General features: G+C 66.4%; 13 protein-coding genes. 3 read left to right on the top strand and 10 right to left on the bottom strand.

Annotation, left to right across the window (positions count from 1 at the left end; translation table 11 throughout):
- Nucleotides 1-145: 145 nt before the first annotated feature.
- Entirely contained in the window at nucleotides 146-1,144 is a 999-nt protein-coding gene (locus tag PVW46_RS16510; protein WP_274576698.1) for a M10 family metallopeptidase C-terminal domain-containing protein, read from the top strand.
- A gap of 70 nt (nucleotides 1,145-1,214) precedes the next feature.
- Here PVW46_RS16510 and PVW46_RS16505 read toward each other — a convergent pair whose 3' ends face one another.
- The 3 genes from PVW46_RS16505 to PVW46_RS16495 all read right to left on the bottom strand — a co-directional run bounded on the left by PVW46_RS16505 (nucleotide 1,215) and on the right by PVW46_RS16495 (nucleotide 3,288).
- The gene (locus PVW46_RS16505) at nucleotides 1,215-1,739 is read right to left on the bottom strand and encodes a calcium-binding protein (protein WP_069209729.1); all 525 of its coding nucleotides are present in this window, start codon (nucleotides 1,737-1,739) and stop codon (nucleotides 1,215-1,217) included.
- A gap of 388 nt (nucleotides 1,740-2,127) precedes the next feature.
- The gene (locus PVW46_RS16500; RefSeq protein WP_069209730.1) at nucleotides 2,128-2,505 is read right to left on the bottom strand and encodes a putative glycoside hydrolase; all 378 of its coding nucleotides are present in this window, start codon (nucleotides 2,503-2,505) and stop codon (nucleotides 2,128-2,130) included.
- Nucleotides 2,506-2,586: 81 nt separating this feature from the next.
- Nucleotides 2,587-3,288 carry a glutathione S-transferase N-terminal domain-containing protein gene (locus PVW46_RS16495; protein WP_069209731.1) on the bottom strand — a complete coding sequence of 234 codons (702 nt, stop codon included), beginning with the start codon at nucleotides 3,286-3,288 and terminating at the stop codon, nucleotides 2,587-2,589.
- A gap of 124 nt (nucleotides 3,289-3,412) precedes the next feature.
- Here PVW46_RS16495 and PVW46_RS16490 point away from each other — a divergent pair, with 124 nt between their 5' ends.
- Together PVW46_RS16490 and PVW46_RS16485 are read left to right on the top strand one after the other, a co-directional pair.
- Complete coding sequence (locus PVW46_RS16490; RefSeq protein ID WP_083242316.1) at nucleotides 3,413-4,021, top strand: glutathione S-transferase family protein; 609 nt, start codon at nucleotides 3,413-3,415, stop codon at nucleotides 4,019-4,021.
- Between the two features lie 114 nt (nucleotides 4,022-4,135).
- On the top strand, nucleotides 4,136-4,708 hold the full coding sequence (locus PVW46_RS16485) for a hypothetical protein (RefSeq protein ID WP_043140209.1): 573 nt from the start codon (nucleotides 4,136-4,138) through the stop codon (nucleotides 4,706-4,708).
- 4 nt (nucleotides 4,709-4,712) lie between these two features.
- Here PVW46_RS16485 and PVW46_RS16480 read toward each other — a convergent pair whose 3' ends face one another.
- From PVW46_RS16480 to PVW46_RS16450, 7 genes are all read right to left on the bottom strand, one after another.
- On the bottom strand, nucleotides 4,713-5,924 hold the full coding sequence (locus PVW46_RS16480) for a peptidoglycan-binding protein (RefSeq protein WP_069209733.1): 1,212 nt from the start codon (nucleotides 5,922-5,924) through the stop codon (nucleotides 4,713-4,715).
- Between the two features lie 103 nt (nucleotides 5,925-6,027).
- On the bottom strand, nucleotides 6,028-6,774 hold the full coding sequence (locus PVW46_RS16475; RefSeq protein WP_069209734.1) for a sulfite exporter TauE/SafE family protein: 747 nt from the start codon (nucleotides 6,772-6,774) through the stop codon (nucleotides 6,028-6,030).
- Complete coding sequence (locus PVW46_RS16470) at nucleotides 6,771-7,748, bottom strand: D-2-hydroxyacid dehydrogenase family protein (protein ID WP_069209735.1); 978 nt, start codon at nucleotides 7,746-7,748, stop codon at nucleotides 6,771-6,773. The genes PVW46_RS16475 and PVW46_RS16470 overlap by 4 nt, the downstream gene beginning before the upstream one ends.
- 145 nt (nucleotides 7,749-7,893) lie before the next feature.
- The gene (locus PVW46_RS16465; protein WP_069209775.1) at nucleotides 7,894-9,534 is read right to left on the bottom strand and encodes a thiamine pyrophosphate-binding protein; all 1,641 of its coding nucleotides are present in this window, start codon (nucleotides 9,532-9,534) and stop codon (nucleotides 7,894-7,896) included.
- Nucleotides 9,531-10,619, bottom strand: coding sequence for a 4-oxalomesaconate tautomerase (locus PVW46_RS16460; protein WP_069209736.1), 1,089 nt, complete (start codon nucleotides 10,617-10,619; stop codon nucleotides 9,531-9,533). Before PVW46_RS16460 ends, PVW46_RS16465 begins: the two co-directional genes overlap by 4 nt.
- Complete coding sequence (locus PVW46_RS16455; protein WP_083242317.1) at nucleotides 10,616-11,674, bottom strand: isocitrate/isopropylmalate dehydrogenase family protein; 1,059 nt, start codon at nucleotides 11,672-11,674, stop codon at nucleotides 10,616-10,618. Before PVW46_RS16455 ends, PVW46_RS16460 begins: the two co-directional genes overlap by 4 nt.
- On the bottom strand, nucleotides 11,671-13,725 hold the full coding sequence (locus PVW46_RS16450) for a tripartite tricarboxylate transporter permease (RefSeq protein ID WP_043140198.1): 2,055 nt from the start codon (nucleotides 13,723-13,725) through the stop codon (nucleotides 11,671-11,673). The genes PVW46_RS16455 and PVW46_RS16450 overlap by 4 nt, the downstream gene beginning before the upstream one ends.
- Nucleotides 13,726-13,774: the final 49 nt, after the last annotated feature.

Raw genomic sequence — 13,774 nt, 5'->3', positions numbered from 1 at the left:
CGCGCCGCGAGGCGAGTCACGCCGGTTTTGCTTTTTTTTGGCGAAAATCCAAGCCTTGATAAACAGTTAACGCGCGTCCTTCGAGAGCGGGAAAAACCGCCCCGGCGCAATCAGGCAACACTGGCAACCAAGAGCAGAGAACAACATGTCTACAAGGACCACGGTCTCCGATCCGGAGGACCAATTCGCTTGGTCGTCCAGGTCTTCGAATTGGAACTCCGAAGGTATCCGCACAAAGCTGCAGGTCATATTCGACGACGGGCGCAGCCTAGAAAAATTCTTCCACGAGGGCACCCCATATCTCCAGGTGATGCAGGACGGCGGCGACGTCATGCCCTGGACTGCCGCCACCAAGAGTTTCAGCGAAACCGGCCAGCAGCTGAGCCGCGTGGTCGAACTGGACAACGGGCTGGAAGTCAAGATCCTGCTGTCCGACGGGGCGCCGGTGTCCAAGGTGATCACCGACCGCATGGACGGCAACCCCTGGAACAGCATCACCCTGTCGCTGGACGGCAACCGCAAGATCCTGCAGCGCGTGATCGACTACGACGACGGAAAGCTGCAGATCGAGAACCGGACCGATGGCCTGCCGGTGTCGCGGGTCATGTCCGATGCCGAGGACGTCGAGCGTTGGGATACGATCGAATACGGCTTTGACGCCGAGGGGCGCGTGACCAGCCGGACGACGATCTTCGACGACGAAAGCGAATTGCTCGTCAGCGTCATCCACGGCACCGAGAACGCCGACAACCTGCCCGGGACCGAGGGCGAAGACGATATTCGCGGCTTTGCTGGCGAGGATACGATCGACGGAGGGCTTGGCCGGGACTTCATGCGTGGCGGGGACGATGCCGACACCTTCGTCTTCGACAGCATCGACGACAGCGGCGCCACGAAGGCCACCAGCGACCGAATCCTGGATTTCGAACAGGGCGTAGACACGATCGACCTGTCGGACATGATCCCCGAGACCTTCTCCTTTATCGGGACCGCCAATTTCACCGGGGCCAACCAGGTACGGGTGCAGGAGACCGCAGGCGGGCTGAGCATCGTCGAGATCAATGTCGACGCCGACCTGGCCGCCGACAGTGCGATCCGCCTGCCGGACGTGAGCGGATTGACGAGCGACGATTTCATCCTCTGACCGCAACGGAACCGAAACACCGGCCCCGCAACAGCGGGTCTGGCGCTCTGGTCCCTGCCGCCGTGCGGGTTCAGACCAGCAGGTCGTTTTCCCACTGCTCGATCGTGATGTTCAGCACCGAAAGCCGGTCACCCGCCCCGAAGTCGAAGATCACTTGGGCATCGACCTGGTCCGCGAAGGCCAACGCCTCCGCCGGGGTGGCGAACCCCATGTTCAGCAACCTGACCTCGCCTACGTCATCCTTGAACCCGGCGACGGTATCGGCGTCCCAGCCGATGGCATACAGGAATTCATCCGCGCCAACCTGTCCCACCAGCATATCATCGCCAGCGCGACCGCATAGTGTATCGCCCCCACCCCCGGCCAGGATCGTGTCATTGCCGCCCAGCCCGTCCAGCCCATTGGACCCGTTCCCGCCGGTCGGCAGGTCGGGCCCCACAGTCCCCGGGGGAGGCATGACGGCAGGCGTGGCATAGTCGGAGTTCTCCGCGACATGCGGCACGACGCCGTTGGCCCACGCCCAGTCGGCAAAGGCCTGCGGATCCAGAGTGCTGTCCCATGACCGTTCGACGGCAAGAAAGTCGTGGTCCGGCACCCAATGCGTTCCGTTGGCCAGGACATCCCCCAGGCGCCACCGAACTGGGTTTCCATCAACAGGGGGTCGATGGCGCCGAAATAGGCAAGCGTCGCGGCGGCGACCGGTTGGCCGCTGTTCCAGCCGATGTAGGGCCCGGAATTCACCGCGACATAGGCGTTGGGCAAGACCGCCCGAACCGCCGTCACGATGGCGGTAACAAACGCCATCACGCGCTCCGCGGCATCCGCCATGTCGTAGCCCAGATCCTGTGACGCCGCCTCGTAATAGCGGCCCACATCGTCCAGAAAGACCCCGCTGTATCCCAACCCGCCTTGTGCCACGGGCGATACCATCCGGACCGCCTCGTCCATGACCCGCTGTTGCCAGGCGGGATCGTTGCAATCGACTATGTACCGTGGGTGATCGTGAAGGTCGAACCGTCCTCGTTCTCGATTTCGGAGGTCATGTAGTCGCGGTTATTCTTCAGCCAGGGTGGTGGCGATGCGCCGTCAAGAACGGGGCCCACGTCGCGGTTGTCCGGGTCATCGTAGCCCACCCAGCTGTCGTTCCAGTAGGTCCGGTAGTGGTTCGTCACCGCGACGTTCAGATAAGCGATCACCCTGCGCCCCTGTGCTTGCAGCACGTCCACCTCTGCGGGCAGCGGCGTCAGCGCATAGTCGGACTCGCTGCCGGCCTCGATGATGACCAGGTCGCCGGTGCGGGATTGCAAGCTGGCAAACGTCGGGGTGCCAAGGTCAAGAGTGAACTCTGAAATCAGGGGCATCGCACCAACGGTCACTCGGACATCAATCGGAACCAGAGTGTGTGGAATCGCATCCGCCGATCAAGCGGTTCCGGCTGTGGCCTAGGTCCCGGGGGTCTGCGTGCTGCGCGGCATCAGGTGGCTGCGTGCTTCCTCGTCCCATGTGCCCTGCGGCTTGCCCAGTTCCTTGCCCACGTCATAGCCGCGACGCAGGCCCGGGCGGGTTTTCATCAGGTCATACCAACGGCGCACGTTGGGGAACTCGTGCAGGTCGATCTCCTGCTTGCGGTAGGTCACGACCCAGGGCCAGGTCGCGAAATCGGCAATCGAACAGGCGCCGCAGATGTAGTCGCGCCCCTCCAGCCGGCGATCCAGCACACCGTAAAGCCGCAGCACCTCGGTCGTGTAGCGTTCCAGGCCGTAGGGGTTCGGTTCCGGGGCGTAGAACTTGAAATGGCCCGCCTGACCGAACATCGGCCCGACCCCGGCGGCCTGCCACATCAGCCATTCCAGTACCTCGGTCCGCCCGCGCAGGTCACGGGGCAGGAACTGGCCGGTCTTCTCGGCCAGGTAGATCAGGATCGCGGCCCCCTCGAAGACCGATATCGGCGGCCCGCCGCCTTCTGGCGCATGGTCCACGATGGCCGGCATCCGGTTGTTCGGGCTGATCTTCAGGAACTCCGGGTCGAACTGTTCGCCGCGCAGGATGTTGACCGGCACCACGCGATAGTCGAGCCCCATCTCCTCGAGCGCGATGGAGATTTTCCACCCGTTGGGCGTGGGCCAGAAATGGGCGTCGATCATGGGCTGTCCTGCCGGTTGACTGTCCTGTCCCAACCGCTACCCAATAACGCGCAACCCGGCAAGACGACCGTCCGGCCCGGAAATTGCCAATGGGGACCGCGCGCCCCGCCAACCGGAGACGCTGATGAAACTCTATTTCGCCCCCGACACCCGCGCCGTGCGCACCGCCTGGCTGATGTACGAACTGGGGCTGGATTTCGAATTGCACCGCTTCGAGAAACTGGGCGATCCGGCCATGCGCGCGCCCGAGTTCCTGGAAATCAGCCCGAACGGCCGCATTCCCGTGCTGGAGGACGGCGACGTGCGGATCTTTGAATCGCCTGCCATTGCAGAGTACCTGGTGGCGCGCCACGGACAGGGCAAGCTGGTGCCGCCGGTCGAGTCCCCGGCCTTTCCGCAATACTTGCAATGGCTGCACTACGGCGAGGGCATGATCACGGGGCCGATGAACAACTACGTCGTGGAAACCATCATCCTCAAGCCCGAGCGCCGGTCAGAGGAACATGCCAAGCGCGCGCTGAAGCTGATGACGCGCATGGTGCAGACCGTGGATGCCCATATGGCGGATCGCGACTACCTTGCCGGGGATTTCACCGCCGCCGACACGATCACCGGCCATGCCTGCATCATGTGCGAGAAATTCGGCGTCGATTTCTCGGGGATGCCCAATCTCAAGGCCTATGTCGACCGGCTGCAGGCACGGCCCGCGGCGCAAAAGGCCTTTGCCCTCTAGTCTCTCGCGCCCTCACTGCATCAGGCGGGGGCAAATGCCGCCCAAGGTCTGGCACCTCCGGTGGTCCGGGGCTATGCCTCTGGCCAAGACTGCTGACTTTCAGGTGGGATCACGATGACAAAGCGTTTTGCAATGATGCTGGTGGCCCTGGCCATGCTGGCGATCGGCGGCTGCACCACCGTCAGCCCGGAATTCGGGCAAAGGGACATCGACGCGCTGGCGGCGGAAATCCGGGGCCTCGGCCCAAATATCGACCCGCGTGAGGCCGACCGCGCGGCGCGGATCGCCTACACCTATTCCCGCCAGCTGACGCAAGAGTACGGCATCACCGACCCGCCGCTGATCCATAACGCCAAGGTCCACAGCGGCGAACGCGAACGGGGCCTGTGCAACCACTGGGCCGAGGACATGCATCGCCGCCTCAGCCAGGAGAATTTCCGGACACTCTCGGTCCTGCGCGCGATCTCTCCGCGCTCGCCCTTCCGGATCATCCACCACACGGCAGTTGTCAGCCCGCGCGGCGGCACGATCTATGACGGCGTGGTGCTGGACCCCTGGCGCAACGGCGGTGCGCTGCACTGGCAAAAGACCCGTGCCGACGACCGATATGACTGGCGCCCGCGCCCTGAGGTCCTGAAGGAAATGCTGGCGGCGAAACGTGCGCGCGAGGCGGCGCGGACGCGCTGATCGCCTACTGGCCCGACCCGCGCTGCATGTTGCTCAGCTTGACCCGGGCGCGCGCCGCAAAGGCGCCGTTGGGGTATTGGCCAAGATAGGCGCGCAGACCCCGTTCACCTCGTGCCATGTTCCAGGTTGCAGCCTCCGCCGCCGAGACAGCATTGCTCGCCCGTCTGGGCCGCGGGACGCTGGGCGCCGGTGACTGCGCCGCATCCTTTGACAAGCGCGCAACCTGCGCCGCATCCAGGTAGCCGGTCGGATCGGTGCCGCTCTGCCGTTGCCAGGCGGTGATCGCGCCGCGTGTGCCGGGGCCAAATATCCCGTCAATACCGCCTGTTCGGTGCCCCAGCCGGGTCAGGCTGCGCTGAATCTCGCGGCGCGCGGTCGCATCCAACGCCAGGGACGCCTCTGCATCTGCCGGGCTGATCGCAGGTGCGCCGTCACGCATTTGCAGAGCCGCCTCGGCGTGAAGGCCTTGCGGATAGCTGTCCAGGTAAGCCTGGAACGCCCCGCTCTCGATGGCGCGCTGCCAGGCCGTCTCGTCCAACAGGGCGATCCGGTCCCGGGCGGCGGCCTGTTCCGCCTCACTCGGGGGGCGCACCTCGGTATGGGTGAGTACCGCCAGTCCATCGCTTGCGTGACCGGACAGCGCCAGCCCATACCAGTCGGCGGATTTCTCAAGCGGCAAGGCCGGTTGCGCCATTTCACGGGCGGCGAACTCTGCCACCTTGGCGGCGGGACCACGGATGACGGTCACGCCCTCGGGAATCTCCAGCGCCTCAAGGGCGGTCGCCTCGCCGGCCTCGCCAAGCACAAGGAAGGCCCGGCGCGGGCTCTGGGCCAGCACCTCCAGCACCGCCGCCAGCGACAGGCCCGCAGCCTTGGACGTCTCCCGGCCCGCCGGGCGCAGGACTGGGCCGCCGTCGACGGAGGCGAACTGGCCCGACAGCACTACGATCAGCGGCGTCTCGCCCTCGTCGATCGCGGCCACGAACCCGTCCAGCGCCTGCTGCATCGCCACGGCCCCGCCATTGGCCAGCTGTTCGACCTCTTGCCCGCGCAGGCGCAGCGCCCTGGCCACGGCCTGCACCGCGTCGGGGCCGAAGGCCGTCACCGTCTCGCCATAGCGCGCGTTTCCAATCACCAGCGCATCGCCGGTGGTGAACTCGGCCCAGGCCGGCGCCGCCGTCAGAAATCCCGCCAGTGCCAGTCCCGCTGTTCTCATCACCTCTGTCCCCTTGCCGTTGCCCCGAGTCGGGCCGCACACGCCGACCCTGCCCCGAGCCTAGCGAAGCGATTCCGATCCGTCGACGCCCGAGCGGGCAGCGTCACAGGAGCGAGGACAGGCCCGTCCAGATCAGCCGGATCGAGATCAGGATTAGCACCACGTCCAGCACCCGGCGAAATCCGTGATCGCTGAGCCGGTCCAGGATCAGGCGTCCGCCCAGCGTGCCCAGGAACCCGGCCAGGATCATCGCTGCCAGGAATCCCAGCCAGGGACCGAAGGCAAACCCCAGCAGGCCGAAGGCCAGCACCTTGGCCAGATGCTGCGCCGTCATGAAGGCGGCGTGGCTGGCGACATGTGCCTGCCGCGGCAGGTTCAGCGACTTGGTGAAATTGGCGACAAAGACCCCGGTGGCGCCAAAGAACATGGTCAGGAAACTGGAAATCAGCCCGGTCACGACCGGCAGGCGCGACAACCATGCGGGCGGCTTGCTGAGCACCGACCAGATCACGAAACCGCCGACACCGATCAGGATGGCCCCCGGCGGCAGGTTGACCACCAAGGACCCGCCCAGCGCCACGCCGATCACCGTGCCGACCAGGAAGGTCAGCACCGGCGGCCAATGCACATGGCGAAAGAGTACCGCCAGCCGCAGCGCGTTCGACCCCACCTGGATCACCCCGTGCACCGGGATCAGCGCCGCCGGGGGCATGACGCTGGCCATGACCGCCAACAGCAGGGCGCCCCCGCCGATGCCCAGCGCGACGGTGATGAAGGAAGAGACAAAGCTGACCGCGACCAGAATCCAGAAGGTCGCCGGCTCCAGCCCGGCGTAGAAAAGCTCTGTCACTGGCCGCCCCGGGCCTCGGGGTTGATCATGTGGATCGGCGCGCCCTCGGCATAGGCGTTGATCTGGTCGTAGATGTCGGCGAACTGCATATCCAGCTCATCCTCGGTGACGTAGCCGATATGCGGCGTCGCGATGACCGAAGGGTGATTGACCAGCGGATCCTTGGCATCGGTCAGCGGTTCCGTGTCAAAGACATCCAGCGCCAGCCGCCCGGGGCGCCCCGCCTCCAGTGCCTTGTCCAGCGCGCCCGGCGCGACAAGGCCAGACCGCGAGGTGTTGATGAAGCTGGCCGAGGGCTTCATGCTCAGCAGGTCCTCGGCGGTGATGATCCCGCGCGTCGCCGGTTTCAGGCGGACATGCAGGCTGACGAAATCGCTATTGGCGAAGAATCTGGCGCGATCGGGGGCCAGTTCCGCGCCATCGGCCCGGGCGCGGGCGCGCCCCTCGTCCGACCCCCACCACCAGACTTTCATCCCGAAGGCCTGAGCATAGACAGCGACCTGTTTCGCGATCCGACCATAGCCATAGAGGCCCAGCCGCCGCCCGGCGAGCGTCTGACCAACCCCCATCTGCCAGTGACCCGCGCGCAGGCTGGCCATCTGCTGCGGGATCTGTCGGGCCGAGGCCAGCATCAACGCAAACGTCAGCTCTGACGCCGCCACCGAGGGCGTGTCTGAATGCATGTTGGAACAAAGCAGGACGCCGTTTGCTGTACAGGCCGGTACATCGACATGCGGATAGACGCTGCGCTGCGAGATCAGCTTCAGCCCCGGCAGCCGATCCAGCAACGCGGCGGTGACCGGGGTGCGCTCTCGGAACAGGACCAGCGCCTCCGCCTCTTGCAGGCGGCGGGCCAGGGTGTCGATGTCTTCGGTGTGGTCGGTCCAGACCCTGACCTCATGGCCCTGCAGCCGGGCAAAGCTGGGCAAGGTGCGCAAGGTGTCGAACCAATCGTCGAGGATATGGACCTTCATCGGCTTGCCACACCTTGATCGGCGTCAGCGGCATGCTGTGTCGGGTCAATCGGGGCGGTGCGGGTGCCAACCCGGAAGGTCTGGGACAACATGGAAACCTCCATTTATGTATGCGACGGTATACCGATTGACTCGCTCCGCCAAGTCATTTGATCCCGTGCGAGCGCCTGATCACCGGAGAGACCACCTGGTCGCTCACGGGAAAGTCCAGAACCGTCGGCCGGGGATCGGCGGCGAACGCCTTAACCAGGCCCGGCAGATCGGCCAGGTCCGTGACGCGCGTGCCCGCCGCGCCAAAGCCACGCGCGATGGCGGCCAGATCGGTCTGGCCAAAGACCGCCCCCGCATCCGACAAGCCGTCGGCCCGCAGCTTGTGGATTTCCGAGCCATAGGCCCCGTCGTTCAGGACCACCGTCAGGATCGGCAAACGATGGCGAACGTAGGTTTCCAGCTCTTGCACATGCATCAACAAGCTGCCGTCCCCGTCGAACAGGACAACCGGCGTCCCCCGACATGCGGCGGCGACCCCCATCGCGAAACTGGTGCCATTGCCGATGGCGCCAAATTCGCGGATCGTCAGGAATTGGTCGTGGGGCCGGTTCATCTGCGCGAAGAAATAGGAACAGTGCCCCGATGAATTGACCATTTGCCAGCCTTGCGGCAGGGCCGAGTCCAGCGCAGCCACCACGTCACGAGGATCGTGCTGACCGGGGGCGATGTCGAAACGCGCGCTGTCGGCGGGTTCAGACGCGATGCGCCGGGCAAGATCCTCTCCCCTCTGGCGGGGCTGGCGGGCTGGTACGGCCTCCATCAGCGCCTCGGCCCCAAGGCGCGCGTCGGCGCGCAGGTGCAGGTCGGCGGCCAGGCGCCCCTGGCTCTGGCTGACCGGGTCGACGTCCACCTGCAGGACCCGCGCCCGGGGCCACAGCTTGCCCGCATCGGCATTGTGCCGCGCCAGGGAACAGCCCAGCGCGATGATCAGGTCGGCCTCGCCCATCACCTCGCGCGCGATTGCCGGGGAAAAGCCCCCCGCCACGCCGAGGCAGCAGGGATCCCCATGCAGCAGACCTCGGGCAGGCAGGGTGGTGGCCGTGGGCGCGTCCAGGTGCCGGGCCAATGCTTGGATGGCCTCACCCGCCCCGGCCTCGACCGCACCCATGCCTGCCATGACGATGATCCTCTCGGCATTGGCCACGGCTGGCGCGATGCGGGCAAGATCATCCGGGTTGGGTGGGATCGGGCCTGCCGCAGGGATCAGGCTGGCCGAGGGGGCCGGCAGGTCGCCGGGCCCTTCCCAGGGCAACTCCTGCAAATCGAACGGCAGCCCCACGACAACCGGGCGCCTTTCGCGCCGCGCTTGGGCAAAGGCATCGCGGATCACCACGGGCATCCGCGCCGGCCAGTGCGCCGCGACATAGGCCGCGCCGCAGGCGGTGACAAAGGGCGCCTGGTCGATGGCCTGGTTGTACCAGCCCGCCTTCAAGGGCGCCTCTCCGGCAAGGACCACCAGGGGCAGATGCGCCCGCACGGCGGCCGGCAGCGCCGTCATCAGCTGCGTGACACCCGGCCCGCAGGTCACGGTAGCCAGACCAACGCCCCCGGTCTTGCGCGCATGGGCCATTGCCGCGGCCACGGCGCAGTGTTCGTGCCGGACGTAGATGAACCCGCAGCCTTCTTCGGCCAGGCGCGTCGCCAAGGCCATGTTGGCATCCCCCAGAAGGGCAAAGCAGGTGCCGGGGTTCTCTTGCGCGATGGTGCGGGCCAGGATGTCGTAGGTATGGATCATGCGCCGCACCAGACCGTTTCCGGGACCAGCACCTCTCCACGTGCGATCAACCGTGCGGTGCGCGTCACCCCGGCAGAGCGGAAGTTGAAGCCGCCGTCCCGGTCATACCGCACGCGCACATCCATCACGCCCATCGGGTGTTCGATCCGCACGGTCACGGGGCTATCCGCAAAGGGGCGGGTCAGACCCTCGGCCACGGTGCCGGGCGCCAACGCGCAGGCGGCCAGACACTGTGAGCCGGTCACCGCCAGCGTCGGGTGGGTCGTCCAGGGCATGAAGTAGCGGGCGCAGAAATGCCCCTCGCCCTGCGGGGCGGCCAAGAGGCCGATCTTGGGGGTCACGGATTTGGACACGTCGCCAAAGCCCATGCGCCGGCCTGCTTCCAGCCGGACCGCCTCCATGCGCGCAAACAGGTCCGGCATGGCGTCCAGTTCGTCCAGGGTCTCGTGGCCTGTGATGCCGAAATCGGCGGCGCGGGCGATCATCATCGGCATCGCCACATCAACAAGGCTGACCTCGACCCCGTCGATTTCTTCCCGAGCCTTGCCCGTGGGGAACAAGGCACCGGTCCGCGAACCCACCACGTCGAGAAAGTTCAGGGCCACAGGGGCCGCGGTGCCCGGCACGCCGTCGATGGCGGTGTCTCCGTCATAGCTGACCAAGCCGCCGGGGGTCTGGACCTCTGCCTCGACCAGGGCGCCGGTGTTGACGGCACGGATGCGCACCGGCGTTACACCGTCCTGCGCCGGAATCATGCCCATCTCGATCGCGGCCGGGCCGACACCCACCAGGATGTTGCCGCAGGTGGGCGCGTAGTCCACCAGTTCCTCCTCTACCGCGACCTGGGCAAAGAAATAGTCCACGTCGGCCTTGGGATCGTCGGAGGGCGACAGCATTGCGACCTTGGTCGTCACCGCGTTGCCGCCACCGATGCCGTCGATGTTGCGCGGGTTGCCCGCCCCGACGACAGAGACAAGGACACGGGACAACCGGTCACGATCCTGCGGCAGGTCGGCGGCATTGAAATAGGGCCCGCGCGAAGTGCCGCCGCGAAGGAAAAGGTAGGGAATGGCGGTCTGAGTCATGTCGCGGCGTCCTCGATCAAGCGGGTCAGGGTGTGGGTGAAGGCGGCAGTGCCCAGCGCTCCGCCAAGGTCGGCGGTGCGCGTCTCTGGCGCGGCCAGCGCAGTTTCCAGCGCATCGCGGATCAGGGCAGCAGCGCGGGGCTGGCCCAGGTGATCCAGCAGCATGGCCGCCGATCCGATCAATGCACCGGGATTGGCGCGGTCCTGTCCGGCAATGTCGGGGGCCGATCCGTGCTGCGCCTGCGCCACCGCATGGGTGGCGCCGTGGTTCAGCGAGGCGCCCAGCCCCAGGCCGCCCGCCAGTTCGGCGGCAAGATCGCTCAGGATGTCGCCGTACATGTTCGTCGCCAGCACAACGTCGAACCGCGCCGGGTCACGCACGAAATGCGCGGCGGCGGCATCGATCAGGATCTCCTCGACCTCGACCTCGGGATGATCGGCGGCAACGGCACGGGCCTCTTCCAGGAACAGCCCGTCCGAAACCCGCAGCACGTTGGCCTTGTGGATGACGGCAACCCTGCCCCCACGCCGGGCGGCAAGCTCAAACGCGGAGCGCGCGATCCGGCGAGAGTTCTCTCGGGTGATGCGCCGGATCGCCAGCGCAACGTCCGGTGTGGGCATGAACTCACCCGGCCCCATGTGCATGTTGCGGTCGGCATAGAAGCCTTCGAGGTTCTCACGCACCACCACCATGTCGACCTTGGCCGTCACGGGGCGCGGCACCGCCGGATGCGACCGCGCGGGCCGGATGTTGGCATAAAGCTCCAGCGCGCGGCGCAGAACGCCTGAGGGGTTGCGTCCGCCCTCGGCCACCGGCGGATAGGCATTGTGCGACACCGGGCCAAGGATGACGCCGTCGGCGGCACCGGCCCTGTCGATCACGGCCTTCGGGATGGTCGTCCCCTCATGGGCCAGTGCGGCAAAGCCGATCTCCGCTTCCGGCAGATCCACCGCCACGCCGGCCCGGGCGCAGGCCGCCCGGACGACAGCCTGCGTCGATGCCACGATCTCGGGGCCGATGCCGTCACCCGGAAGACACAGCAGGGTCAACGTCATGTCAGCGGCCACGGCAGATTGACGTAGCTCTGCAGCAGGCCCGGCGGGAAGTCCCGGTTCAGCATCCCGGCGAGGAAGCAGATGAAGGCGATGCCCGCCGCCGTCAGCCCAAGGCTCCAGACCCAGTTCAGCCCGGCGCGCACCCGGAAGAAGGCCACCATGAACAGCGCCAGCGCCAGCACGAAGCCCAGCAGCGAAGTCAGCAGCAGCAGCGCCCCGAACCAGGCCAGCGTCCCCCAGAGTGAGTGCGGTGCCTCCGCATCCTCGCCCGAAGCCTCGCGGTCGGCAAAGATCTCGTCTCCTTCGCCGGCCATCATCATCCGTACCAGCAGCGCAACCAGCGCCAGAAGGCCGACGCTTGCCACCGCCAGCGGAAAGATTTTGTCCGAGATCATGTTGATGGAATAGGCGTTGATCCAGGCCGTCCCGACATAGGCCAGAAGCGCCAGCAGGAAGATCAGCGGCGCGCGCTTGGTCCCGGTGGCCACGTCACCCTCGGACCGGATCTGCTTGGACTGGCGGATGCCAAAGTAGACGGACACCACGGTCAGCAGCGCGATCACGATCACGATGGGCGTTGCGACATAGCCCAGCCCCTCGGCCCAGCCCTGCTTGAACTTGAACCCGGCGATCTGGTTGGCGTTGGCCGAGAAATTCTCGGCCTGCGTCGAGAGGACGAAGCCGATCAGGAAGGCCGGGCGCGACCAGTCGAACCGGCGCAGGAAGATGCCCAGCAGGCCGATGGCAAAGAGAGCCACCAGGTCGCCCAGCGACTGCCGCGACTGAAAGGCCGCAAAGGCGATCATCATGAAGAGGAACGGCGCCAGCAGGGTAAAGCGGATCGTGGTCAGCCGCGCGATGGGGCCGGACAGGCCGATGCACAGGCCCGCCCCCAGCACGTTGGCCAGCGCCAGCGACCAGACCACCGTATAGGTGATGTCCAGGTTGTTCTGCACCAGTTGCGGCCCGGCCTCGTAGCCGAGCAGCGCGAGGCCACCGATGAAGACGGCCATCGAGCCGGAGCCGGGAATACCGAAGATCAGCGTCGGCACCAGGCCGCCGCCTTCCTTGGCGTTGTTCGAGCTTTCCGGCCCGATCACGCCGCGAATGTCGCCCGAGCCGAACTGCGACCGATCCTTGGCGGTCTGCACCGTGTGCCCGTAGGCGATCCAGTCGACGACGGACCCGCCGAGGCCGGGAATGACCCCCACGATCACCCCGATCGAGGAACAGCGGACCGACAGCCAGACGTTGGCCCACCAGTCACGCAGACCCTGCGCCCAGCCGGACCCCAGCTGCGCGCCACGCGCAATGGACTGGTTCTGCCGCAGCAGGCTGATGATCTCGGGGATCGCAAAGATGCCCAGGCCCACGATCACCAGCTTGATGCCGTCAGCGAGGTATTGATAGCTTTCGAAGGTGGTCGAGCCGGTGGCCGCGAACATCCAGGATTCGGGAACCATCCGCAGCGAACCGCCGTGCCCGGCCTCGCCGATGGTGCCGACCAGCAGGCCAAGGCAGGCCGCCGCCACGCCCTTGAGCGCGATACGCCCGGCAAGGATCGCCACCATCGCCAGCCCCAAAAGCGTCACCGCCAGCATTTCCGGAAGTGCAAAGGCAAGCACCAGGGGCCGGGCAATCAGGATGAAGAAGGTCAGGATCGTCGCGCCCAGCAATCCGCCGAACAGCGACGAGATGAAGGCCGCGGCCAGCGCCCGCGCGGCCTCGCCCTTGCGGGCCAGCGGGAAGCCGTCCAAAACTGTCGCCTGACTGGCCGAGGAACCGGGTATCCCCATCAGGACAGAGGCGAAGGTGTCCGAGGTTGGCACAACCGCGACCAAGCCAACCATCAGCGCCAGACCCGAGACCGGGTCCATGCCGAAAATGAAGGGCAGCACCAGGCTGAGGCCGGCAATCCCGCCGAGGCCCGGAAAGACCCCGACGGACAGTCCCAGCAGGACACCGAACGTTAGGTAAAGCAGCTGCTGAGGCTGAAGGATGAGCGCAAAAGCCTCTCCCAGCGCCGGAAGCGCCGTGGCCAGAAGGTCCATCTTGTTCTCCGTTGAGGTCGGGACGCGCAGGCCCAGAGGGGCGCGCGTC

It is taken from the genome of Mameliella sp. AT18 (assembly GCF_028807275.1).
GTDB classification, from domain to species: Bacteria; Pseudomonadota; Alphaproteobacteria; order Rhodobacterales; family Rhodobacteraceae; genus Antarctobacter; species Antarctobacter albus.
Note: the sequence above shows the minus strand (reverse complement) of the source record. Positions and strands in the feature narration are given on the sequence as shown.